General features: G+C 70.8%; 22 protein-coding genes and 1 riboswitch. Of the genes, 18 read left to right on the top strand and 4 right to left on the bottom strand.

Translation table 11 applies throughout. From position 1 onward, the window contains the following. Position 1: 1 nt before the first annotated feature. The gene (locus BLU42_RS21300; protein WP_231918478.1) at positions 2–3,721 is read left to right on the top strand and encodes an efflux RND transporter permease subunit; all 3,720 of its coding nucleotides are present in this window, start codon (positions 2–4) and stop codon (positions 3,719–3,721) included. A gap of 62 nt (positions 3,722–3,783) precedes the next feature. Further along, positions 3,784–4,368 (top strand): hypothetical protein, encoded by a 585-nt coding sequence (locus BLU42_RS06765; RefSeq protein ID WP_157719860.1) that lies wholly within the window; start codon positions 3,784–3,786, stop codon positions 4,366–4,368. A gap of 714 nt (positions 4,369–5,082) precedes the next feature. Here BLU42_RS06765 and BLU42_RS06760 read toward each other — a convergent pair. Continuing rightward, entirely contained in the window at positions 5,083–5,697 is a 615-nt protein-coding gene (locus BLU42_RS06760; RefSeq protein ID WP_157719859.1) for a DUF2314 domain-containing protein, read from the bottom strand. Positions 5,698–6,092: 395 nt separating this feature from the next. Between BLU42_RS06760 and BLU42_RS06755 the strand changes: the two genes are divergently transcribed. Genes BLU42_RS06755 through BLU42_RS06745 form a run of 3 tightly spaced genes read left to right on the top strand, consistent with a single transcriptional unit; the run spans position 6,093 to position 8,274 of the window. Continuing rightward, positions 6,093–6,407, top strand: coding sequence for an ArsR/SmtB family transcription factor (locus tag BLU42_RS06755; RefSeq protein WP_197680650.1), 315 nt, complete (start codon positions 6,093–6,095; stop codon positions 6,405–6,407). Then, positions 6,404–7,648: a permease gene (locus tag BLU42_RS06750; RefSeq protein WP_091073798.1), complete on the top strand. Its 1,245-nt coding sequence runs from the start codon at positions 6,404–6,406 to the stop codon at positions 7,646–7,648. The genes BLU42_RS06755 and BLU42_RS06750 overlap by 4 nt, the downstream gene beginning before the upstream one ends. Continuing rightward, on the top strand, positions 7,645–8,274 hold the full coding sequence (locus BLU42_RS06745; protein WP_091073797.1) for a DUF305 domain-containing protein: 630 nt from the start codon (positions 7,645–7,647) through the stop codon (positions 8,272–8,274). Before BLU42_RS06750 ends, BLU42_RS06745 begins: the two co-directional genes overlap by 4 nt. 6 nt (positions 8,275–8,280) lie before the next feature. Here the strand turns inward: BLU42_RS06745 and BLU42_RS06740 are convergent, their stop codons facing one another. The 3 genes from BLU42_RS06740 to BLU42_RS06730 all read right to left on the bottom strand — a co-directional run bounded on the left by BLU42_RS06740 (position 8,281) and on the right by BLU42_RS06730 (position 10,782). Next, entirely contained in the window at positions 8,281–9,378 is a 1,098-nt protein-coding gene (locus BLU42_RS06740; RefSeq protein WP_197680649.1) for a sulfite oxidase, read from the bottom strand. A 59-nt stretch (positions 9,379–9,437) separates the two neighbouring features. Further along, on the bottom strand, positions 9,438–9,776 hold the full coding sequence (locus BLU42_RS06735) for a YidH family protein (protein WP_157719858.1): 339 nt from the start codon (positions 9,774–9,776) through the stop codon (positions 9,438–9,440). Positions 9,777–9,849: 73 nt separating this feature from the next. Further along, positions 9,850–10,782: a LysR family transcriptional regulator gene (locus BLU42_RS06730; protein WP_231918477.1), complete on the bottom strand. Its 933-nt coding sequence runs from the start codon at positions 10,780–10,782 to the stop codon at positions 9,850–9,852. A 93-nt stretch (positions 10,783–10,875) separates the two neighbouring features. On the opposite strand from BLU42_RS06730, the gene BLU42_RS06725 reads away from it, so the two are divergent. The 13 genes from BLU42_RS06725 (at position 10,876) to BLU42_RS20520 (ending at position 22,130) form a co-directional block, all read left to right on the top strand. Further along, positions 10,876–12,030 carry a TDT family transporter gene (locus BLU42_RS06725; RefSeq protein WP_091073795.1) on the top strand — a complete coding sequence of 385 codons (1,155 nt, stop codon included), beginning with the start codon at positions 10,876–10,878 and terminating at the stop codon, positions 12,028–12,030. A 50-nt stretch (positions 12,031–12,080) separates the two neighbouring features. Next, a riboswitch (Fluoride riboswitch) is annotated at positions 12,081–12,154 on the top strand. A gap of 21 nt (positions 12,155–12,175) precedes the next feature. After that, positions 12,176–12,697, top strand: a complete 522-nt coding sequence (locus BLU42_RS06720; protein WP_091073794.1) for a universal stress protein — start codon at positions 12,176–12,178, stop codon at positions 12,695–12,697. Beyond that, the gene (locus tag BLU42_RS06715; protein WP_091073793.1) at positions 12,694–13,248 is read left to right on the top strand and encodes a fluoride efflux transporter FluC; all 555 of its coding nucleotides are present in this window, start codon (positions 12,694–12,696) and stop codon (positions 13,246–13,248) included. Before BLU42_RS06720 ends, BLU42_RS06715 begins: the two co-directional genes overlap by 4 nt. Next, positions 13,245–13,631, top strand: coding sequence for a CrcB family protein (locus BLU42_RS06710; RefSeq protein ID WP_091073792.1), 387 nt, complete (start codon positions 13,245–13,247; stop codon positions 13,629–13,631). Before BLU42_RS06715 ends, BLU42_RS06710 begins: the two co-directional genes overlap by 4 nt. 139 nt (positions 13,632–13,770) lie before the next feature. Beyond that, positions 13,771–14,091, top strand: a complete 321-nt coding sequence (locus BLU42_RS21695; RefSeq protein WP_197680754.1) for a hypothetical protein — start codon at positions 13,771–13,773, stop codon at positions 14,089–14,091. After that, the gene (locus BLU42_RS06705; protein ID WP_197680648.1) at positions 14,088–14,810 is read left to right on the top strand and encodes a hypothetical protein; all 723 of its coding nucleotides are present in this window, start codon (positions 14,088–14,090) and stop codon (positions 14,808–14,810) included. The genes BLU42_RS21695 and BLU42_RS06705 overlap by 4 nt, the downstream gene beginning before the upstream one ends. A 662-nt stretch (positions 14,811–15,472) precedes the next feature. Continuing rightward, a complete protein-coding gene (locus tag BLU42_RS06700; RefSeq protein WP_091073791.1) occupies positions 15,473–16,438 on the top strand; it encodes an HNH endonuclease in 966 nt (321 codons plus the stop codon). 620 nt (positions 16,439–17,058) lie between these two features. Continuing rightward, on the top strand, positions 17,059–17,730 hold the full coding sequence (locus BLU42_RS06695; protein ID WP_091073790.1) for a DsbA family oxidoreductase: 672 nt from the start codon (positions 17,059–17,061) through the stop codon (positions 17,728–17,730). Positions 17,731–17,741: 11 nt separating this feature from the next. Continuing rightward, positions 17,742–17,912 (top strand): hypothetical protein, encoded by a 171-nt coding sequence (locus tag BLU42_RS06690; protein ID WP_157719857.1) that lies wholly within the window; start codon positions 17,742–17,744, stop codon positions 17,910–17,912. Further along, positions 17,909–18,637: an SDR family NAD(P)-dependent oxidoreductase gene (locus BLU42_RS06685; RefSeq protein ID WP_091073788.1), complete on the top strand. Its 729-nt coding sequence runs from the start codon at positions 17,909–17,911 to the stop codon at positions 18,635–18,637. The genes BLU42_RS06690 and BLU42_RS06685 overlap by 4 nt, the downstream gene beginning before the upstream one ends. A gap of 256 nt (positions 18,638–18,893) precedes the next feature. After that, positions 18,894–19,901 carry a glycoside hydrolase family 3 N-terminal domain-containing protein gene (locus BLU42_RS06680; RefSeq protein ID WP_197680647.1) on the top strand — a complete coding sequence of 336 codons (1,008 nt, stop codon included), beginning with the start codon at positions 18,894–18,896 and terminating at the stop codon, positions 19,899–19,901. Between the two features lie 241 nt (positions 19,902–20,142). Beyond that, the gene (locus tag BLU42_RS06675) at positions 20,143–20,409 is read left to right on the top strand and encodes a hypothetical protein (RefSeq protein ID WP_091073786.1); all 267 of its coding nucleotides are present in this window, start codon (positions 20,143–20,145) and stop codon (positions 20,407–20,409) included. Beyond that, positions 20,406–22,130, top strand: coding sequence for a hypothetical protein (locus BLU42_RS20520; RefSeq protein WP_157719856.1), 1,725 nt, complete (start codon positions 20,406–20,408; stop codon positions 22,128–22,130). Before BLU42_RS06675 ends, BLU42_RS20520 begins: the two co-directional genes overlap by 4 nt. Positions 22,131–22,217: the final 87 nt, after the last annotated feature.

The raw sequence follows: 22,217 nt of genomic DNA, 5'->3' as shown, positions 1-22,217 counted from the left end.
CGTGTCACGCCTGACCCGACTGAGCCTCGTCAACCGGCTCGTCGTGGCCCTGCTCTCGATCGCCGTCGTGATCTTCGGCGTGGTCGTCATCACCACGCTCAAGCAGGAGCTGATCCCCTCCACCCAGGCGCCGCAGGCGTTCGTGACCGCGACCTACCCGGGCTCGTCGCCGCAGATCGTGGCCGACGAGGTCGCCGACCCGATCGAGCAGGCCGTCCGCAGCGTCTCCGGCGTCACGAAGGTCAGCTCGACCTCGACGACCGGCTCGTCGAACATCTCCGTCCAGTGGGACTACGGGCAGGACGACAACAAGGTCGTCGCCGACATCAACAACGCCATCAACGCGGTGAAGTCGACGCTGCCCGACGACGTCACGACCAACGTCCAGACCGGCAGCAGCGACGACATCCCCGTCCTCCAGCTCGCCGTCGCCTCCGACCTGCCGCTCACCAAGCTCGGGCCGCTGGTCGAGGACCGCGTCGTCAACAAGCTCGAGGCCGTCGACGGCGTGCGGACCGTGCAGGTGACGGGGGAGGACACCACCCGCATCGAGGTCACGCTCAAGGCGTCACAGCTGGAGCGCTACGACCTCACCGCCGCCGGGGTCACCCAGACGATCCAGGGCCAGCTGACCGCGATCCCCGCCGGCACCAGCTACGACGGGGACTCCGCGCTGTCGGTCGAGGTCGGGTCCGCGCCCGGCTCGGTGGACAGCGTCGCCGCGCTACCGGTCGCGACCGCCGACGACGGGACCAAGCGGCTCGACCAGATCGCGACGGTCAAGGTCTCCGCGATCGAGCGGACCTCGATCTCGCGGGCCGACGGCCGGCCGGCGCTCGGGCTCGTGGTGCTCAAGAGCGCCGACGCGGACTCCGTCGCCGTCTCGCACGCGGTCAACGACCTCACCCCCGACCTGGCCCGCGACCTCGGCAGCAACGCCAGCTTCACCACCGTCTTCGACCAGTCCCCGCTGATCGAGGAGTCGCTGCACGACCTGGCGGTGGAGGGCGGGCTGGGCCTCGCGTTCGCCGTCGTCGTGATCCTCGTCTTCCTGCTGTCGGTGCGCTCGACGATCATCACCGCGATCTCGATCCCGCTGTCGCTGCTCATCGCGATGGTCGGCCTCTGGGCGAGCGACTACTCCCTCAACCTCTTCACCCTCGCCGCCCTCACCGTGGCGGTCGGGCGCGTGGTCGACGACTCGATCGTGGTGATCGAGAACATCAAGCGCCGCACCGCGTACACGCGGCGACCGACGATGGACGACATCGTCTCGGCGGTCAAGGAGGTCGCCGGCGCGGTCACCGCCTCGACGCTGACCACGGTCGCGGTGTTCCTCCCGGTCGCCACCGTCTCGGGCGCCACCGGCGAGCTCTTCCGCCCGTTCGCGGTCACGGTGGCCATCGCGCTGGCCGCGTCGCTGTTCGTCGCCCTGACCATCGTGCCGCTGCTCGCGTACTGGTTCATGCGGGGCAGGAGGACCGCGGCGGGGGAGGGCGCTCCGGTCGTGGACGAGGCCGAGGAGGTCACCCGGCTGCAGCGCGGCTACCTGCCCGCGCTGCTCTTCTCGCTGAAGCACCCCGTCGTCGTGCTCGGCATCGCCGTCGTCGTGCTGCTCGGCACGGTGGCCTCGACCGCCTTCCTCAAGACCGACTTCCTCGGCTCGTTCGGTGACGACCGCGCGCTGCTCGTCACCCAGACGCTGCCGTCCGGCCTCCGGCTCGACGCGAGCGCCGAGCGGGCCGCCGCGGTCGAGACGGCGCTGGCGTCCAACTCCGACGTGAAGAACTACCAGGCGACCGTCGGCCAGCCGGGCTCGCCGAACGTCGTGCAGTACTTCATCACCCTGAACGACTCCGTCGACGCCGCCGTCGCCACCGACAACCTGCGCAGCCAGCTGACCGAGACCCCGGACGGCGGCGACATCGTCGTCCAGCCCGGCAGCGCGGCGTACTCCAACAACGACCTGACGGTCACCATCAGCGGCGACGACGAGGAGACCCTGCGCACCGCGTCGGACGAGCTGCTGACGCTGGTCAAGCAGGTCCCGTCGCTGACCGACGTGAGCTCGAACCTCGCCGAGGAGCGCCCGATCCTGCGCGTCGCCATCGACCGGCGCAAGGCCGCGGACCTCGGCTTCACCCAGGCCGAGATCGGCTCGGCGGTCTCGACCGCGCTGCAGGGGGCCAAGGCCGGCACCATCACGCTCAACAGCGACACGACCGACGTCTACGTCCGCACGCACGCGCCGGATGCGACGCCCAAGCAGATCGCGGCCCTCGAGCTGCCGGTGAGCCAGCTGCAGCAGCAGAAGGCCGTGGACAAGGCGAGCGACGCGCTCGAGGCCCGGTCCGACGACCTCACCGAGCAGGGCGACGCGCTGTCCGACCGCTCCGACGCGCTGCAGGACCGGCAGAAGGACCTCGCCGACCGGCAGAAGGCGGCGGGGGAGGAGCAGCAGGCCGAGGCCAACGAGAAGGCGCAGGACGGCAAGCGTGACCTGCTCGACTCCCGCGACGACGCGCGCTCGGCGGTGAGCAAGGCGAAGAAGGCCCTGGCGGACGCGAAGAAGATCGACGTGGGCCAGCCACCGGCGTACGTCCCGCCAGACCCGACCAACCCGGCGGTCAGCGCGGCGTACCTCGGTGCTCTCCAGGCCTACCAGGGCAAGGTCGCGGCGAAGCAGAGCGCGATCGCGCAGGCGACGGCCGGTGTCAAGCAGGCCGAGTCCGGCGTCGACCAGCTCGACGAGCAGGTCAAGAGCACGAACGAGCAGCTCCAGAGCTCGGCCGAGCAGCAGGCGCAGTCGGACGAGTTCAGCAACGAGGGCGACCAGCTGAGCACCGAGGGCGACGCTCTCCAGGAGGAGCAGAAGAAGCTCACCGACGAGCAGAAGGACCTGGCCGAGGACCAGAAGGACCTCCAGGACCTCAAGGCGCGGGCGATCACCGTCGGCGACGTCGCCACGGTCAGGACCGAGGACGCGCCGGCCACCGTCCGGCGCGAGGACGGCAAGCAGGCGGTGACCATCACCGGTTCGCCCAGCGGCACCGACCTCGGCGCGGTGAACACGGCGCTGCAGGCGAAGGTCGCCGAGTTCTCGCCGCCGCCCGGCGTCGAGGTAGTCCAGGGCGGGGCGACCGAGGACCAGGCGAAGGCCTTCTCCCAGCTCGGGCTGGCGATGGGCCTGGCGATCGTGCTGGTCTTCATCATCATGGTGGCGACGTTCCGGAGCCTCGTGCAGCCGCTGATCCTGCTGGTCGCGATCCCGTTCGCCGCGACCGGCGCTCTCGCCGGCCTGCTCGTCACGGGGACGCCGCTCGGCGTGCCGGCCATGATCGGGTTGCTGATGCTGATCGGCATCGTGGTCACCAACGCGATCGTGCTGATCGACCTGATCAACACCTACCGCGAGCGAGGCGACACCCCGCTGCAGGCGATCATCGACGGCGCGCGGCTGAGGTTGCGCCCGATCATCATGACCGCGGCCGCGACCGTCTTCGCGCTGCTGCCGATGGGGCTCGGGATCACGGGCCAGGGCGGCGGGTTCATCGGCAAGCCGCTGGCGGTCGTCGTGATCGGCGGCCTCGTGTCCTCGACTCTCCTCACGCTGCTCCTGGTACCGGTCCTGTACGGGCTCGTCGCCCGGGTCGCGGGCAAGAAGGCACGGCAGGAGCTCGCAGGCGCACCGGCCCGCGCGGCGGACGGACCTGCCGTCTGATGGTTCGCTGAGCATCGCCGCGAGCGGCCGCGGCGAGGTCTCGTCCGGGCGATCATGGTCACGTGGACGAGCCGGTGCAGCCGCGCGATACGCCGTACATGAGCAACGAGGCGCTCGCGAGCGACCCCGGCGGGATCCAGCTCGACCCGGTGCGGCTCCGCCGCATCGCCCCTGACCTGTTCGGTCTGGGCGGGCTGCTGCCGGGACGGGTGCTGTCGAAGAAGGTGCTCGAGGCGCACCTGTGGAACGGCGACAGCCGGGCCGACGTCGTCCTCGGCCGGTCGCCGCTGCTCGTGGCCGCCTACAGCGACGAGTTCGACGCGGTGGTGGTCCTGCGTTTCGACCAGCGGCTGGTCGACGCCCACGTCGAGCAGGGTGACCGGCTGCTGACGGTCAACACCTACCGGCGCGGCGCATCGGTCGCCCGTGACATCGCGCAGGGCCCGTACAGCTCGCACGCGTACGCGAACTTCCACCCGGTGATCGCCGACTTCGTGGCGGCCGACCGGCTCCGCGTCGAGCGTCGCAAGGCGGCCATCGCCGAGCCGGAGTGGGCGCGCGCGTGGCAGCTGGGGCAGCAGCACCTCGCGACCCGGCCGGGAGCGTTCCGCGACGGGACCCCTCACCGGTCCGGTGAGCCGGCCTGACCTGGCTCCCGTTCACCGCGGCTGTCAGGCTCGGCCGACCCCAACGCGACCCTCGCCATCGTGTCGAGACCGCGGCTTGCCTGACGTTATGACAAGTCGGACCTTGCCCATCGCGCATGAACGCCCGTCGTGCTTGGCCGTCTCGACCCGAGCTCGATCCCTGACAATCTTCACCATCAGCCTGGCCGAGCTTCCGGCGGGACCTCGAGGACGAGCAGCGGCAGGCGGGAAGTGATGTCGACTGAGTGGCGCGTCAGCGCGTCAGCGCGTAAGCGCCTCAGCGCGTCAGTCGGTCAGCGAGTCAGCTGAGCCCGCAGTACGCGCCCTCGGCGAACACGTCGCCTCAGTCAGCGGTGTCGCCGAAGCTGGGCGCCTTCACGTACAGCCCGAGGGGCTTCGCCGGCGTCATCGAGTTGGAGGTGTGCAAGAGTGCACAGCGTCCAGCCGATGCTTGTTCTGGAACTTCGAGGCCTGTCCGATAAGCAGCATTATGACATCTGATCCGAGGATGAAGGCGCGAGCGCTCCTGCGAGTGTCCGTTGACAAGCAACCTGTCAGTTTTGCCAGGTACGTGTCAGTAATCCGCAACCAGCCGATTTTTGCCACTCAACCTGTCAGTCGCGGATGGGCACACCCATCTGATCGAGGCGGTACCTCTGATGCCCCTGAAGACCCTCGTGGGTGCGGGCTGCGATGGTGCGGCCCGCACCAGGCTCAGGCCGCCTCTACCCCATCGTCCTGCTCCCCATACTCGTCGAAGAGGACGTAGTCGATGATGTCGTCGGCGTGAAACCGGACCGTCTCGTCGGGGCGGAGGTAGACGTAGATCGGCCAGTTGTCGAGGGCGCCAACGAAGTTCTCGCCTTCGCGGTACGTGATCTTGACCCACATCCGCTCTCCTCCAGGCCCACCTTTACGCGGCCTGGTGATCGCCCACGACAACTTCACCAGGTCGCCCGGTCCGAGATTGGCCTTCGTCTGCGCGTCAGGTACCCAGAACGTGTCCGGGTGCTCCTTGTGGATGGCTAGCCCGGATTGGATCTTCGACCGGGACCAGATCAGCCGGCCACCCCAGAACTCGAAGAACCAGGAGACCTCCGGGAACACGCCCTGACGAAGAGCGACCTCGAGCTGGTCGAAGACCCAGAAGGGTCGCTCCCAGCGCGGCACCGCGTACAGTTCGGCGTGGAGCTCTTGCCGTCGAGGGTCGTCGCGAGGCAGCAGGCAGAGGATCAGCGACAGGACCATCCCGGGGGCGAGTCCGAAGATCAACAGTGCTAGGCCGAGGCTGCCGAGCGCACCCTTGACTCCGAGCAGTTCCTCGCACATCGTCATCCTCCGACTGCAAGACCTCAGCTGAACGACCTTCGGCGACCGCAGCATCACGCTCGTACGAATACTGAACGGTCGGCCCAGTACGTGTTGACCGGACCGCGAGGAGTGATCGGCAGCAGCCGACCCACCCATTCTCAGTAGCGGTAGGGGAACGGGTGGGGCAAAGACCCCCTTCTGGTAGCGGCCAGAAGGTAGCGCCGCGACGAGACCCTTGGCTCCCGCAAATCCGTGTGGTCGCACGGGTAAGCGGGTATCTTCTGAGTGAGCGAGACGAGAGGTGGTGCGATATGACGCAGCCCCGAGGTGCAGAGACCGGCCCTACCGGCTTGGCGGAGCCCCATGACCATCCGGTCGACCCGGAACGGGTCGCCCACGCACGGGCACGCGGGTTGTCCGCTGACGACGCCGGGCGGCTTGCTGCGCTGCTGTCCCTGCTGGCCGATCCCGTCCGGTCCCGGATCCTGTACGCGCTCGACGAGGTCGAGGAGCTGTGCGTCGGCGACCTCGCCCTCGCCCTGGAGTCGACGGAGGACTCCGTCGGCTACGCCCTCAAGATCCTGCGGACGGCGGGCCTGGTCGCCACCCGCAAGCAGGGGCGGGTCGTGTTCTACCGGCTCGCGCCAGGGTTCCCGGAGCCGTTGCGCCACCACTGCTTCCGCGAGCTGGTCGCGATGACCCGCGCGGCTGAGGAGGACGAGCGATGACCCTGCTCGCAGCCGCCGGGCACCAGATCCTGCGCGCGCTCGAGCGGACCGGCTCGATGACCTGGGAGATCACCTGGGCACTGATCCTCGGCTTCACCTTGTCCGCCGCCGTCCAAGCCGTCGTCCGGCGGGAGTCGGTCACCCGGCTACTGGGCGGGAACGGCCCTCGGTCGCTGGCCGTCGCCACCGGGCTGGGCGCGGCGTCGTCGTCCTGCTCGTATGCAGCCGTGGCATTGGCCCGTTCACTGTTCCGTAAGGGTGCGAGCTTCGCCGCGGCGATCGCGTTCCAGATCGCGTCGACCAACCTGGTCGTCGAGCTCGGCATCATCTTGATCCTGCTTATGGGCTGGGAGTTCGCCGCGGCCGAGTTCGTCGGCGGACCGGTCATGATCATCGTGGTCGCGCTGCTGCTCCGGTTCTTCCTCCGACCGCGCCTGCTCGAGGCCGCGCATCGGCAGGCCGACCGCGGGCTGGCCGGTTCGATGGAGGGTCACGCGGCGATGGACATGAGCGTCCAGGGCGACGGGTCGCTGGTCCGCCGACTCACCTCCGCCCAGGGCATCACCTCGATCAGCCACATCTTCGTGATGGAGTGGGCGGCCGTCCTGCGCGACATCGTCATCGGTCTGCTGATCGCTGGCGCGGTCGCTGCGTGGGTGCCGGACAGCTTCTGGCAGGCGTTCTTCCTCGTCGACCACCCGTTCCTCGCGAAGGTCTGGGGTCCGATCGTCGGGCCGGTCGTCGCCGTGCTGAGCTTCGTCTGCTCGATCGGCAACGTCCCGCTCGCGGCGGTGCTGTGGAACGGCGGCATCAGCTTCGGCGGCGTCGTCAGCTTCATCTTCGCCGACCTGCTGATCCTGCCCGTGCTGGTCATCTACCGGAAGTACTACGGCCTGAAGACGGCTGCCCTGCTCGCGGGCGTCCTCTACATGGCCAGCGTCGTGGCCGGGTACGTCGTCGAGATCCTCTTCGGCTCCGCCGGACTCGTCCCCGTCCAACGGACAGCGCGGGTCGAGACGACGCACCTGTCGTGGAACTACACGACCTACCTCAACATCGCCTTCCTGCTGCTCGCCGCCCTCCTGGTCGTCCGGTTCGTCCGGACGGGCGGGCCCGCCATGCTGCGCGCGATGGGCGGCGACCCTGACGACATGGGCGACCACGACCACGGCTCCCACGACCACAGTGCCCACGATCGCGGCTCCCACTCGACTCCGACCGCAAGAGAAGGCTCCTCATGACGTCTCGCACGCAGCTAGCCCTCGCAGGTGTCCTGGCCGCCCTGGTCCTCGCGGGCTGCTCGAGCGGCGCCACCCCGCCGGGCGGCACCAGCACCGCTCCCACCGCGTCGACGAGCGCGCCCGCTTCCCCCGCCGGTGCGGGTACGCCCGCCGTCGGCCAACACGTCGACGCGGACGTCCAGTTCGCGACGATGATGATCCCGCACCACACGCAGGCCGTCGCGATGAGCGACATGCTGTTGAGCAAGCAGGGCGTGGACGCGAAGGTCACCGCACTGGCCACCCGGATCAAGGCCGAGCAGGCACCCCAGATCGTCCAGATGAGCGGCTGGCTCGCCGGCTGGGGGCAGGACCCCAGCCCGTCCTCGATGGGGGGCATGGGCGGGATGGGCGCCGGTGACGGCCTGATGAGCCAGGCCGACATGGACGCCCTCGACCACGCCAGCGGCGACGACGCGGCCCGGCTCTACCTGACGGGCATGATCAAGCACCACCAGGGTGCCGTGACCATGGCTCAGACCGAGCTCGCCCAGGGCGAGAACCCGGACGCGAAGAAGCTCGCCCAGAGCATCGTCACGACCCAGAAGGCCGAGATCACCGAGATGAACGGGCTCCTCGGCGGCTGAGACGTGTCACGCCGCGTCGACGACGATCTCGACGCGGTCCCACGAGGTGTTGGCGTACCCCTTCGGGTTCCACAGCGAGGTGGCTGACTCGGGCTGCTGGGCGCCGGCGTCGTCCCAGGCCCGGACGACGAGGGTGTGCGGGCCGCTGGCCAGGTCGACGCTGATGCTCCACATCGTCCAGGCCCAGCGGTCGGTGCGGCGGCCGAGGTCGGCCTGCACCCAGGTGCTGCCGCCGTCGGTTGACACGTCGACCCGCGCGACCGTCCGGTCTCCGCCCGCGTAGGCGTAGCCCGAGACCTCGGTGCGGCCGGCCGGTCGCCGGCTGCCGTCGGAGGGAGCGAGGATCGCGGCGTTCACGACGACCGGGCCGAGGGAGATGCCGTTGCCGGGACCGGCCTGCTTCGGGTCGGCGTCGGGCGGCACGATGCGGTAGGCCGTGGCCTGGAAGTAGTTGTCGGACGGCTCGGACTGGACGGTGACGCGTCGGACCCACTTCACGCTGCGCGCGCCGATGTAGCCGGGGACGACGACCCGGACCGGGGCGCCGTGGGCCTGCGTGAGCGGTTCGCTGTTCATCGCCCACGCGAGGAGCACTTCCGGACTCTGGGCCTTGCCCAGCGGTACCGACCCGCCGTACGGCTGCGGTGGGTCCGCGAGCTGGGACACGTCCGGTGCGTCGAACGCCACGTGACCGGCACGCGCCGCCGGGTCGAGACCGGCCGCGGCGAGGACGTCGCTGAGGCGAGCTCCGGTCCACTCGGCGGTCGACGTCGCCCCTCGGCCCCAGGGGTCCTCACCCGGGATGTCGCTCACCTTGATCAGGTCCGCCCGGCGGTTGCCGGCGCACTGCAGGGTCGCCGTCACGGTCACGGCCTCGAAGGCCCGCAGCTGAGCCAGGGTCAGCGTCAGCGGCCGCGACACCGCACCGTCGACCCGCAAAGACCAGGCGTCCGGGTCGAGCTCGGGGATCGGGCCGTGGTTGCGGCTGTAGAAGGTGCTCACCGGCGTCACGAACGCCTCGACCAGCACCCCCGGTGGCGCCTCGGCGTTGAACGGGTCCTGCTCGTGCACGATCATCTCGTCGCGCTTGCCCCAGCTCGTCACCGGCTCATCCCTCTTCTCGTCGTGGTCATGCTGCGTGGTCCGGCTCTTGCGGTCCTCGGTCACAGGACGATCAGCAGCACCATCGCCGCAGCCACGGAGACCACCAGGACCGTCGACACGATCATCATCGCCCGGCTGCTGTCACGACCGGCGATGTCGCCCTGCTCGATCAGCGCCGCGGCCGTCCGGAACCGCCACGTCCCGTAGAACACCCCGACCGCACCCACGAGCACGAGCAGCACCCCGGCGACTAGCGGCCCGAGGTGCCCGGGGTCGAGCAGCCGGGCCACGGCCAGACCGACGACCATCAGGCTGACCGCCGTCCGCAGCCACGCCAGATAGGTCCGCTCGTTGGCCAGCAGGTCACGCGTCAGCGTGCCCAGGTGCTCGTCGCTCACCGGACCACTCCGTCCCTTCTGGCTGTCGGGGCTCCCACTGTGGCACCGCGTGCGGCTCGAGCCTGGGGCGGGATCACGGGGTGCGCGCCACGACGGCGAGCAGGTCACGGACGGGGCCGGCGGGTGCCTCGGCGCCACCGACCCACACCGCGCGGAGCAGGCGGCTGACGGTGAGGTCGCGGGTCCTGACCAGCACGAGCGTCCTGGCGCGCAGGTCAGCCTCGACCGCGTGACGACTCAGGAAGGCGGGCGCGCCGCCGGCGCGCACGGTCTCCCGCACCGCGGTGGAGGTCGTGACCTCCACCGCCGGCGGCGCGGTCGTCAGCCCGTGCACGGCCAGGGCCTGCTCGACGACCTCGCGGGTGCCGGACCCGCGCTCCCGCGACGTCAACGCCAGCCCGGAGACCTGGGCCGCGGTCAACGGGGTGCGGCGCCGGGCGAGCCGGTCCGACGGTGCGGCGACCAGCACGAGGTCGTCGCGCCCGATCTCGGTCGAGCTCACACCGGGCGGGCGGTCGGCGCCCTCGACGAAACCGAGATCGGCCTCCCCCGCCGCCACCGCACGCAGCACCTCCGCGGAGTTGGCGGCCCGCAGGCTCACCGACGTCGTGCCGCGGTCCGTCCCCGGCTGCGTCTGCTGCTGGCGCAGGGCCACCAGCCAGCGCGGCAGCAGGTGCTCCGCGACGGTCATGCTCGCCACGATCCTCAGCTCGCGGTCACGCTCGCCGCGCAGCGCGGCGATCGAGGCGTCGACCTCCTCGGCGACCTGCAGCATCCGCGCGGCCCACTCCACCATCAGCGCCCCGGACGCGGTCAAGCGCGTCCCGCGGGCACCTCGGCTCAGCAGCGGCACCCCGACCTGACGTTCCATGGTCGTCAGCCGCTCCGACGCGGACTGCTGGCTCACCCCGTGCGCCCGGGCGGCCGCGCCGATGCTGCCCGACCTCGCGACCTCGACCAGGAGGGCGAACGAGTCCAGATCGGGCAGGTGTCCGCTCAGTGCCACAGGGCGACCCTACCCCCGGTCACAGGCGGCACCTGTGCATCGGCAGGGCACGGGACCCTACTGCCGCCGGCCGGGACCGAGCAGGCTGACGTCATGGCCCTGACGCTGACCCGCACCACCTCCCCGATCCCGACGGGCCCGACCCGCCTCGGTCACCGCTCGGGGTTCCTCGCCGAGCTCGAGGGCCAGCCCGCGTTCGGCCACATCACCCCGAACTGGTTCGCCTCGGTGATGGGGACCGGGATCGTCGCCAACGCCGCCGCCACCCTGCCGGTCCACGTGCCGGGCCTGCTCGAGGCCGCCCGGGTCGTGTGGGCGCTCGACCTGGTGCTCCTCGTCGTCGTCACCGCGGCCACCGCGGTGCACTGGGTCCGCCACCCCGACAGCGCCCGCGCCCACCTGGCCAACCCGGTCATGTCCCACTTCTACGGCGCCCCGGCCATGGCCCTGATGACGGTCGGCGCGGGCGCGATGCTCGTCGGGCGCTCGGTGATCGGCGACGGCCCCGCGCTCGCCCTGGACGCCGTGCTGTGGACGGCCGGGACGCTGCTCGGGCTGTGGACCGCGGTCGCGGTGCCCTACCGGGCCTTCACCGACCACGACGTCAAGCCCGACTCCGCCTTCGGCGGCTGGCTGATGCCCGTCGTCCCCCCGATGGTCAGCGCAGCCACCGGCACCCTGCTGATCCCGCACCTGCCCGCCGGCGAGGCCCGTACCACCCTGCTGGTCGCCTGCTACGCAATGTTCGGCCTCACCCTGATCGCCAGCCTCGTCATGATCACCCTGATCTGGAACCGGCTCGTCCAGCACAAGGTCGGCGCCGCCGCCGCGGTCCCGACCCTGTGGATCGTCCTCGGCCCCCTGGGCCAGTCGATCACTGCCAGCCACAACCTCGGCGAGACCGCACCCGCCCTGCTGCCTGCGCCGTACGGGACCGCGTTCCACGCCCTCGGCCTCGTCTACGGCATCCCCGTCTGGGGCTTCGCGATGCTGTGGGCAGCGCTCGCCCTCGCCGTCACGATCCGCACCGCCCGTACGGGACTGCCCTTCAGCCTGACCTGGTGGTCCTTCACCTTCCCCGTCGGCACCGTCGTCACCGGGACCTCCGGACTCGCCGCAGCCACCGGGCTCCACCTGTTCATCGTGCTGGCGGTCGCCTTCTACACCGCCCTCGTCGCCGCCTGGCTCGTCGTCGCCCTGCGCACGGCCCGGGGGGTCTATCGCGGACGCCTGCTGCGGGCCGCATGAGCGTCCGGACCTCGTGGCCCGACCGGAGTGATCGGCGCGACAGGCGTACGTTGTCCCCTGGCGATGGATTCCGCCGGAGGTCGCGACCTCGAACCGCCGCACGGCTGATGACTCCTGGACGCTCACCCGTCTGGAGGCACGCGCGATGACCACCGAAACCCCACCCGTATCCCCGATCCTGCTGGGGACAACGTCGCAGCAGCCGCCTGAGGTGCTCGAGGTCGCCCTGTCCCTCGCCCGACGTGCCGGCACCGTCCTGGTGTGCGCCCAGGTCGACCCGATGGCTTCCGTGGTCGAGGAGCACCCGGACGGCTCCGTGGAGTCACGGCCCATCGACCCCGACCGAGCCGACTGGGACAGCGCAACCTTCGACCCCGACCTGGCCGTCCGGATCCAGGCCGCAGCGCGGGAGGCCGGCGTCGAGGTCACCTTCCGCAGCCTCGCCGGTGACGTCGGGGCCGCGCTGGGAAGGCTGGCGGAGGTCGTCGGCGCCGAGATGATCGTGGTGGGTAGCCGCGAGGGCGGGGTCCGGGCGAGCATGCACGACTTCTTCAGCGGTTCGCTGGCCGCACACCTGAGCCACCACCAGTCCCGCCCGGTCGTCGTGGTGCCGATTGGTCCGACCGCGACCGGTGGCGCGGCACCGCGGAAGGACCGCGGTCGATGAACGAGACCCCTGAGCTGGACCCGGCGAAGAAGACCGTCGACGACCCGTTCCCCGAGCTGCCCCTCGACCCCGACGCCGAAGCAGCCGAGACCACGACCGAGACCGGCGCGAGCGGTGCCCGCCCGGTCCACCTCACACCGAGCAACATCGCCCTCGTCGCCACGGGCGGAGCCGTAGGCACCGGCCTGCGGCTGCTGCTCGAGGACCTGGTGCCGCGTTGGGGCGGGGTCCCGGTGGTGACGCTCGCGATCAACGTCGTCGGTGCGTTCCTGCTCGGCCTGCTGCTCGAGAAGGTCGCCGACCCGGCGCTCGACGAACGCTGGAGCCGCCGCGCGAGGCTCGGGTTGGGTACCGGCGGTCTGGGCGGCTTCACGACCTACAGCGCGCTGGCCACCGACACCGCCCTGCTCGGCCACGAGCGTCTCGGTCTGGCGGCCGCGTACGCCGGAGTCACGGTCGTCGTCGGGCTGCTCGCCTCGATCGGCGGGATCACCCTGGCCCGTCGGGCGCGGCGCACCGCAGTTGACGACGGTCAGGCGGCCGCCGCGTGAGCGGGCTCCTGGCCGCCGCGTTTGTGTGTGTGGCCGGAGGTGGCGGCGCTGCCGCCCGGTTCGTCCTTGACGGCGTGCTCCGGCAACGGCTGAGCCTGGCCTACCCCTTGCCGACGACCCTGATCAACCTGTCCGGGTCGCTGCTGCTCGGACTGCTCACCGGTCTCACCCTGGGACACCTGGTCGACCCGCACTGGCAGCTGGTCCTCGGCACCGGACTGCTCGGCGGCTACACGACCTTCAGCACCGCGAGTTTCGAAGTGGCGCGGCTGGTGGAGGAACGACGCTGGGTCGCGGGCACGACGCACGCGCTCGGCACGGTCGTCGTGTCCGGCGGTCTCGCCGCGGGCGGCCTCGCGCTCGGACTGGTGCTCGGCCGGTGACTGCGCACTCTTCCCGTGCTCGTCCACCCCGACAGCGCAGGCGACCGCCAGCAGCGACCTGCGTCTTCGACCTCCGACTTCGCACCGGCGGCGCGAGACAACCCCTACGACAGGTGAAGCACCCATGGACTCGTGACCACTGTGGCTCCTCGTCGCGATCTTCGTCGCCGCCGGGGTAGTCGTCTGGGTCGCCGGCGTCCGGCTGTCGAAGAGCACCGACGTCATCGATGCCCACTTCCACCTCGGCAGCGCCCTGGGCGGGCTGATCATCCTCGCCGTCGCCACGAACCTGCCCGAGATCGCCATCACCGTCAGCGCCGCCGCGTCCGGCGACGTCTCGGTCGCGGTCGGCAACATCCTCGGCGGGATCGCCCTGCAGACCGTCGTCCTCGTCGTCCTCGACGTCTTCGGCCGACGCGGCCAAGGCGTACGACCCCCACCCACCGGGCCGCGTCGTTGACCCTCGTCGTCGAAGCCGCCGTCGTGGTCGCGGTCCTGACCGTCGTCGTCGCCGGCACCCAGCTTCCCAAAGGACTCCTGATCGCCCGGCTCACCCCCGGCAGCGTCCTCATCGTGGTGATCTGGATGCTCGGGCTGCTGCTCGTCCGCCGCGCCGGACGCGGCCTGCCCTGGCACGAGGACGGGCGCGCCCCGGACAGCTCACCGCCGCCGAGCAAGGGCCGCCACCGCAACCCGCCCCAGCACCGCGCGAGCACCAAGAAGGCCCTCGTCGTGTTCGTCGTCTCCGCCCTCGCGACGCTGGTCGCCGGCGCGGTCCTCGAGCTGGCCGGTGACGCCGCCGCCACCAAGGTCGGGCTCGGCGGCGTGCTGTTCGGCGCCACCGTCCTCGCCCTCGCCACGTCGCTGCCCGAGATCGCCACCGGGCTGCAGTCCATCAAGCAGGGCGACGACAACCTCGCCATCAGCGACATCTTCGGCGGCAACGCCTTCCTCCCCGTGCTCTTCCTCGTCGCCACGGTCATCTCCGGACAAGCCGTACTGCCCCGGGCCAGCGCTGCCGACACCTACCTGACCGCGCTCGCCATTCTGCTCACCCTCGTCTACCTTCTCGGTCTGCTCTTCCGGCCTCGGCGCCGCATCCTCGCCATGGGCGTCGACTCCCTGGTCGTGCTGGTCCTCTACGCCCTCGGCGTCGCCGGTCTCGTCGCCATCGCCTGAGACCCCACCCCGCACGCGAGACCTCGGACCCCGCCGTTGAGAGACGGCCGGGGACCGATGAGTGGGACTTGGTACGGGCGACTCCTACGACTGCTCAAGGCAGCCACCGGGCCGGACACCGGCCCGCCCGATGCGGGGGCGCGAGGGTTCACCCGGGTCGTGGCGTTGGGGCCGAGGTGCAGCGTGTAGCCCGAGCCGGGCGAGAAGGTGCTGAGCAGGTGGAACCGGTCACCGCGCACCAGGGTGTCGCGCCTGAGCGACGCCCTGCACACCGCCGTGTGGCTTCCGCACCATCGGAACTCGCGAACGGATCGCTCAACACCGGGGCCGCTGGCGCAACACCCTTCTCATCGAAAGCAGGGCGCCTACGCTGCCCCCGGGCGGAAAATCTCACAAGATCCTCGCTCCGCCCACCGGCTCGCCGTGGCGACCGATCAGGTGTCTCGGCCCAAACTCCTGGGGTGACGACAGTCAGCAGCGACGGGCCTCCGACCTCGAGTGAGATCACGGCGGTGAGCGGGCGCCGAGCCGCACCGGCCACACGCGGACTCCCGGCTCTACAGGAGCTGCACCTTGAACTCCCAGACGGGACAGCCCTCGACTTCACGTCTCCCGCCTCCGGTCGAGAGGGCCAACTCGACCTGGTTGCGCCGATCTTTCCGATGTCCTTCGCCCACGTCGGGCCATTCTGGACCTCCGTCTGCCCAATCTGCCTCGACCCCCGCCTCCTCACCAGAGAGCACGTGCCGCAGAAGGCGCTCGGAGGGATCGAAATGACGACCACCTGCAAGAGGTGCAACACCGAGTTCGGGTCCCGCTTCGAAGTGGAGCTACAGGACTGGTTCGACCCGATCCCGTTCCGCAGGTCGGCTACGCGGAACGGGAAGACCAGGACCATCAAGCCCCGGGCCGGGAAGGCACCGCGGGAGCCGAACCGGATCCTCGAGCTGCACGGGCTGATGGGCGCGATCGGCGAGCAGGCCGGCCTAGCTCGGACCTTCGAGCTCGACGTGCAGCGCCTCGTTGCCACCAAGCGCCTCCGGGATGCGGTAGAGCAGCGTGTGGTCCAGCGGGCGATGGCGGAGTCGGCTGCCTACTTCACCTTGGGCGCCGTCCACAGCGTGACCAACCTCGTGCTGCGACTCCTGCTGCTCAACCGCCCGGCTGCAGTGATTATCAACAAGGCCTGGCCCGACAGCGGTGGTCTCCCGCCCCTGTCGGACGATCGGAAGGCATGGGTCACGCTGAACCGCTACTCGGTCCGAGACCTCGGCAAGGCTGAGCGGGCGTCGTCCAACGTCTTCATGAGCCGATCTGTCGAGGCCCTCCGCGTCCTGTATCGCAGTGGCGCCTTCCAAGACCTCGACGAGCGCCGGGGCATGGACTACCACCGCCGCAGACCGCAGAGCGTCGCGCACAGTTCCCCCCGGAGGAAGGCTGTCGAGGTAAGTAGCGGCAGCATGTCGATCGCGGTCTTCGGAGCGGCCCTCGAACCAGAGGCGGATGCCGACGCGGTGCACGCGATCGTCGTCGACGCCATGGAGCAGCTCAGGATCGCGATGCGGACAATCCGCCTGCTGGTGCCGAAGGCGATCCGTGCCGAGGGCACGACCTACATCGTGAGCTGACGACCCTGTCGCTACCTGCATCCTGAAGATGGTCCCGACCGGCGATCGGTCGGAGGCACTCCCCCGGGCTACGCCTGGGCAGCCGCCGTGTGACCGTCGCCGACTGTCCGTAGAGACCGGGCCGGGAGCGCCTTTCGGTTGGGCCGATCCTGCGGCACTCACCAATTGACCCTCCTAAGACCATGATCGTCCGGCTAGTGACAACTTGCCTGTCAGAGAATCCGTGCGCTGACACGAGGCCTGTCACGGAACCAGATCGACGCCACCTCTGAACTTGTCAGCGTGAGCAGCAGGTCGCTGACAAGTTCGATGGCATCGGACAGCGAGAGCATCCAGAAACCGGTCGTTGTCATTCGTGTCCTCGCGATCGAGCGTGTCGACGGCGGGACAGCAGCCTCACGACCAGGCGCTTCTGGAAAGCCGTCATCGCCGGCTCCCAGTCGGTGACCGTCTCCGCCGCCTCCTCGCGCACCTCCGGCAGCTCGGAGCTCAGACGAGCGACCAACCAACGAGGTCCTCAGCGCTCAACGACACCACTAAACTCTACGTACCGCCCTGCTGCGTCCTGCGGACCGTGGGTCGACGGGAATACACGTTCCACCGACCTTGGTTGGGGCAGCGTGAGCGAACCCGTCAAGGTCGACATCTGGTCCGACGTGCAGTGCCCCTGGTGCTACATCGGCAAGCGCAAGTTCGAGTCCGGTGCTGCGGAGTTCGGCGGCGACGTCGAGGTGGAGTACCACTCCTTCGAGCTCTCCCCCGACACCCCGGTGGATTACGAGGGCACACCGACCCAGTACCTCAGCGAGCGCAAGGGCATGCCGCTGACCCAGGTCGAGGAGATGCTGGAGCGGGTCACCGGCATCGCGTCGAGCGTCGGTCTGGACTTCGACTACGAGCACGTTCACCAGACCAACACGGTCAAGGCGCACGAGCTGATCCACCTCGCGAAGAGCAAGGGCCGCCAGCTCGACATGAAGGAGCGCCTGCTCAAGGCGTACTTCGTCGAGGGGCGCCACGTCGGGCACGTCGCCGAGCTCGCCGACCTCGCGGTGGAGATCGGGCTCGACCGGGACGAGGTCGTCGCGGCCCTCGAGGCGGAGACGTTCCTCGCCGACGTAAAGGCCGACGTCGCCCAGGCGGCCGCGTACGGCATCCAGGGTGTCCCGTTCTTCGTGATCGACGGCAAGTACGGCGTCTCCGGGGCGCAGGACCCCCAGACCTTCACCGACGTGCTGCGGCAGGTCCGGGCCGAGCGCGACCAGGTGTCCGCCGAGGGCGTGGCACGGTGAGCACCCCTGCGGTGAGCCCCTTCGTGCTCGTAGGCGACCCGATGGCCACCGCGTGCGAGGGCGACGTCTGCGCCGTGCCCGAGGCTTGCGAGCAGGACAGGATCCCCGAGGATCAGCAGCGGGCGCTCTCCCCTGTCGCGCCGGCGTCAGCTCAGGTCGAGGTCGAGAGCCGCGGCGCGTGACCACCACGCTCGTCACCGGTGCTACCCGCGGACTCGGCTTCGAGGTCACCCGCCGCCTCGTGGGAGCCGGTCACACCGTCTACCTGGGTGCCCGGGACCTGCGGCGAGGGGCCGACGCAGCCGCCGAGATCGGCGCGACGCCGATCCTCCTCGACACCACCGACGGCGACTCGATCGCCGCAGCGGTGGACCGGCTGCGGGACGAGGTCGGCGCGCTGGACGTGCTGGTGAACAACGCCGGCATCGCCGGGGACCAACGTCCACCCGCTGAGTCGACGATCGACGATCTGCGCCTGGTCTTCGACACGAACGTGTTCGGCGCCGCCGCCGTGCTGACCGCCTTCACCCCGTTGCTCGAGGTGAGCTCGGCCCCGGTCGTCGTGAACGTCTCCAGCGGCGTCGGCTCGCTGGCGCTGAACGCGGGCCCTCACACCCGGTGGTCGATGCTCGCCTATCCCATGTCGAAGGCGGCGCTCAACATGCTGACGATCCAGTACGCGCGGGCCTTCCCGCGCTGGCGCATCAACTCCGCGTCACCCGGTCCCACCGCGACCGATTTCGTCGCCCCTCGAGAGGGGTTGCCGACGGCGGAGCAGCTCCGCGCGGCCGGCGTCAAGGTGAATACCGTGCAGGAGGGTGCGGAGATCATCGTGCGACTGGCGACGAGCGGCTCGGACGGCCCGAGCGGAACCTTCGTCGGGAACGAGGGCCCTGTCCCCTGGTGAGCTGAGGCGCCCCCGCCAGGGGCGCCGCAACCCATCCTCGGCCCGCGGTGCTTGACATGCATTGCCGAGCGATGGAACGTCGGACCTGGCGTCGACGGGGCGCCAGGACCCGGAGGCGACCATGACCGAGCACCAGTTCAGCCGACGAACCGCCCTCGCGGGCGCAGGAGCGGTGGCGGCCGGCGCTGTCCTCGCGGGCGTACCCACCTCGTCCGCTTCGGCGACGTCGAGGTTCGCGTCGTCCGCGTTCGGCGACATGGCGCTCGACCAGCTCGTCGGGCAGCTGGTCGTCTACTCCTACCCGGGCCTCACGCCGCCGGCCGAGCTGCTCCGGCTGATCCGCGCCGGCCGCGTCGGCGGCCTCATCTTCTTCGGCGAGAACATCACCTCCACCGCTCAGATCGCGGGCGTGGTCGCGCAGCTGCGGGAGGCGCACGCCGAGAGCCGGATCCGTGAGCCGCTGCTGCTGATGACCGACCAGGAGGGCGGGATCGTCCGCCGCCTCAAGGACCAGGAGCCGTACCTCTCGGCGAAGCAGATCGGCCAGCAGCCGGATCCGCAGGCCGCGGCCACCGAGGCCGGACGCGGCGCGGCCGCGGGGCTCAAGGCCGCCGGCATGAACCTGAACCTCGCCCCCGTGGTCGACGTCTACCGCGAGGAGGGCAACTTCGACGACCAGTTCGGCCGGTCGTTCTCCTCGGACCCGGAGGTCGCCGGCGACCTCGGCATGCGCTTCGCCACGGCCCAGCAGGCCGCGGGCGTGGCGGCGACGGCGAAGCACTTCCCGGGCCTGGGCGCGGCACCCGCCGGGGCGAACACCGACCTCACCGCGGTCACGCTGTCGCAGGGCCTGCGCGAGCTCCGGCGCGTCGACGAGGCCGCGTTCGTCCCGTCGATCCGCGCCGGCATCGACCTCGTGATGGCGTCGTGGGCGATCTACCCCGCGCTCGACGCCAAGCGCCCCGCCGGGCTGTCGCGCCGGGTCATCCAGGACGAGCTCCGCGGCCGGCTCCGCTTCCGCGGCGTGACGATCACCGACGCGCTCGAGGCCGGGTCGCTCGACGCGTACGGCACGGATGCGGAGGTCGGGGTCCTCGCCGCCCGGGCCGGCATGGACGTCCTGCTCTGCTCGTCGCGCGACGTCAGCCAGGGCGAGGCCGTGGCCGCGGCGCTCGAGGACGCCCTGCTGCACCGTCGGCTGGAGGCCGGGGCCTTCCTCGGCTCGCTCCTGCGCGTACGCCGCCTGCGGAGCCGCCTCCACTGACCCGTGCACGTTCGTGCGGGTCGGCGTCCGCGCCGACCTTGGGTAGGCGGCGAAGGTGGCCGAGAGCTCCGGCGGACCTGATGGTTCAACCTTCAATCCTGAGGAAGTCTTGATCTTCTCCTACCCCGCACGCTGAGGGTTCGCGAAGGTAGCGACGACAGGTTCTCCCCACCAGCCCGAAGCGGCCGGGGAGCGAGCGGGGGCTGGCTCTGGAGCCACCCCACCTCGCCAGGAGCCCCCGATGTCTGCCGCCTGCCCCGAACCCGTCGTCGAGAGCCGCGTGCGTCCGTCACGCAGGCTCCTCAGGGCGGGCTCTGCCGTCCCCGGCGCTGCTCCCCGGCGTCTGCTCCGGGCCCTGACGGCCGCCGTCGTGGTGCCGGTGCTGGCGGTGCTGGGAGTGCTCGTCGCGCCGTCGACCGCGACGGCTGCGCCCAGCTGCGCGCCGGTCGACATCTACTACAACACCCCGAACGGCTACCTCTACCGCTACACCCCTACGGCGGGGTGACGAAGGTGCCGCTCGAGAGCTCGTTCCTCGACATCACCTTCACGGCCGACGGGACGACGCTCTACGGCGTGGACTTCGGCGTCCTGGTCGAGATCGACCCGCAGACCGGCAAGAACGTGCGCACCGTCCCGCTCGACAACGGGGCCTTCATCAACGGCCTCGCCCAGCTCGCCGACGGGCACCTGCTCGGGTCCGGCGGCGGTCAGGTGATCGACATCGACCCCGCGACGGGCGTGACCCGGCCGCGAGCGAGCCTGCCGCCCGGCGAGTCCTCCAGCGGTGACCTGCTCGTGCTACCGGACGGCGACGTCCTGGTGCTGACCTACGGCAACGGCCACCCGGACAACAGCCTGATCCGCCTGCACCCCGACGGCACCTCCGTCCGTCTCGGCTCGGTCCCGTCCTCCTACGGCATCTCCGCCTCCGGCGACCTGGTCTACGTCACCGCGAACGACGGCGGGATCTACAGCCTCGACGAGGTCCCGACCACCGAGGGCGACGGCCCGCTGAAGGTCACCAAGCGCTTCGACTCCGGCGTGGCCGCCTACGGGGCCACCTCGATCAACGAGTCGAAGCCCTGCAACACCGCGTTCGAGGCCAGCGTGAGCGACGAGTCCACCCCGTACGGCAATCCGCCCGACCTGCTGGCGTACGGCTACCCCGCCGGGACCGGCGGCACCGTGACCTTCACCTGGGACGGGCGGACGCTCTGCACCGCGGACGTGACCGATGAGGTCAGCCGGTGCGCCGCGCCGACGCTGCCGCCGGGCAACTACCCCGTGACGGCCACCCTGTCCGAGGGCGGGTCCGCCACGACGAACTTCACCGTCGAGAAGCTCCCGACCACCCTCGTCGCCAGCGCCGACCCCGACCGCATCCCGGTCGGGACGTCGACCCGGCTCACGGTCACCGGCCTGCCCCCGGCCGCCACGGGGACGGTCAGCTTCGAGGGCGACGACTACACCTACTGCCGCGTCACCCTGCCCGACACCAGCTGCGAGACCGACTCCGGGCTGGGGCAGAGCCCGTACGCCTACTTCGTGTACGCCAGCTACACCGGCGACGACACATACGCCCCGGCCTACGGCCAGACGTCCTTCCGGGTCTACGGCCCGGGGGCCACCACCGACCCGACGGGCGACCCGACCAGCAGCCCGACCAGCAACCCGACCGGTGACTCGACGTCAGAGCCGACCACCGAGCCGACCACCGAGCCCACGTCCGAGCCCACGTCCGAACCCACCACCGAGCCCACGTCCGAGCCCACCACCGAGCCAAGCTCCGACCCGACGTCCGAACCCACCAGCGAGCCGACCTCGGAGCCCACCAGCGAGCCGAGCTCCGAGCCCACCAGCGAGCCGAGCTCCGACCCGACGTCCGAGCCCACCACCGAGCCGAGCTCCGACCCGACGTCCGAGCCCACCAGCGAGCCGAGCTCCGACCCGACGTCCGAGCCCACGACCGACCCGGCCGGCAAGCCGGAGCCCACGTCCGGCACGACGACCGGCGCGACGACCGGCGCGTCGGCGACGAGCGACCCGACGTCGACCACGGTCGCGCCCGCGCCGTCCAGCTCGGTGCCGCCGAGCTCGACGCACCTGGCCAGCACCGGAGGGCCGTCGATCGTCGTCAGCGTGGTCGGTCTGCTCGCGCTGCTCGGCGGCGCCGGCGTGCTCCGCTCCCGCGGTGCGGCGCGCAGGCTGCGGAGCCGTCTCCACTGACGGTGCTCGGGCCGGGCGGGTCGGCGGTCACGTAGAGTCACCGACCCGGCTCGGTCTCGTCACCAGGAGGAACACCATCGCTCACGA

Source organism: Microlunatus sagamiharensis (assembly GCF_900105785.1).
Classification (GTDB): Bacteria; Actinomycetota; Actinomycetes; order Propionibacteriales; family Propionibacteriaceae; genus Microlunatus; species Microlunatus sagamiharensis.
The sequence above is the reverse complement of the archived record's forward strand: the minus strand, read 5'-3'. Positions and strand labels throughout refer to the sequence as shown.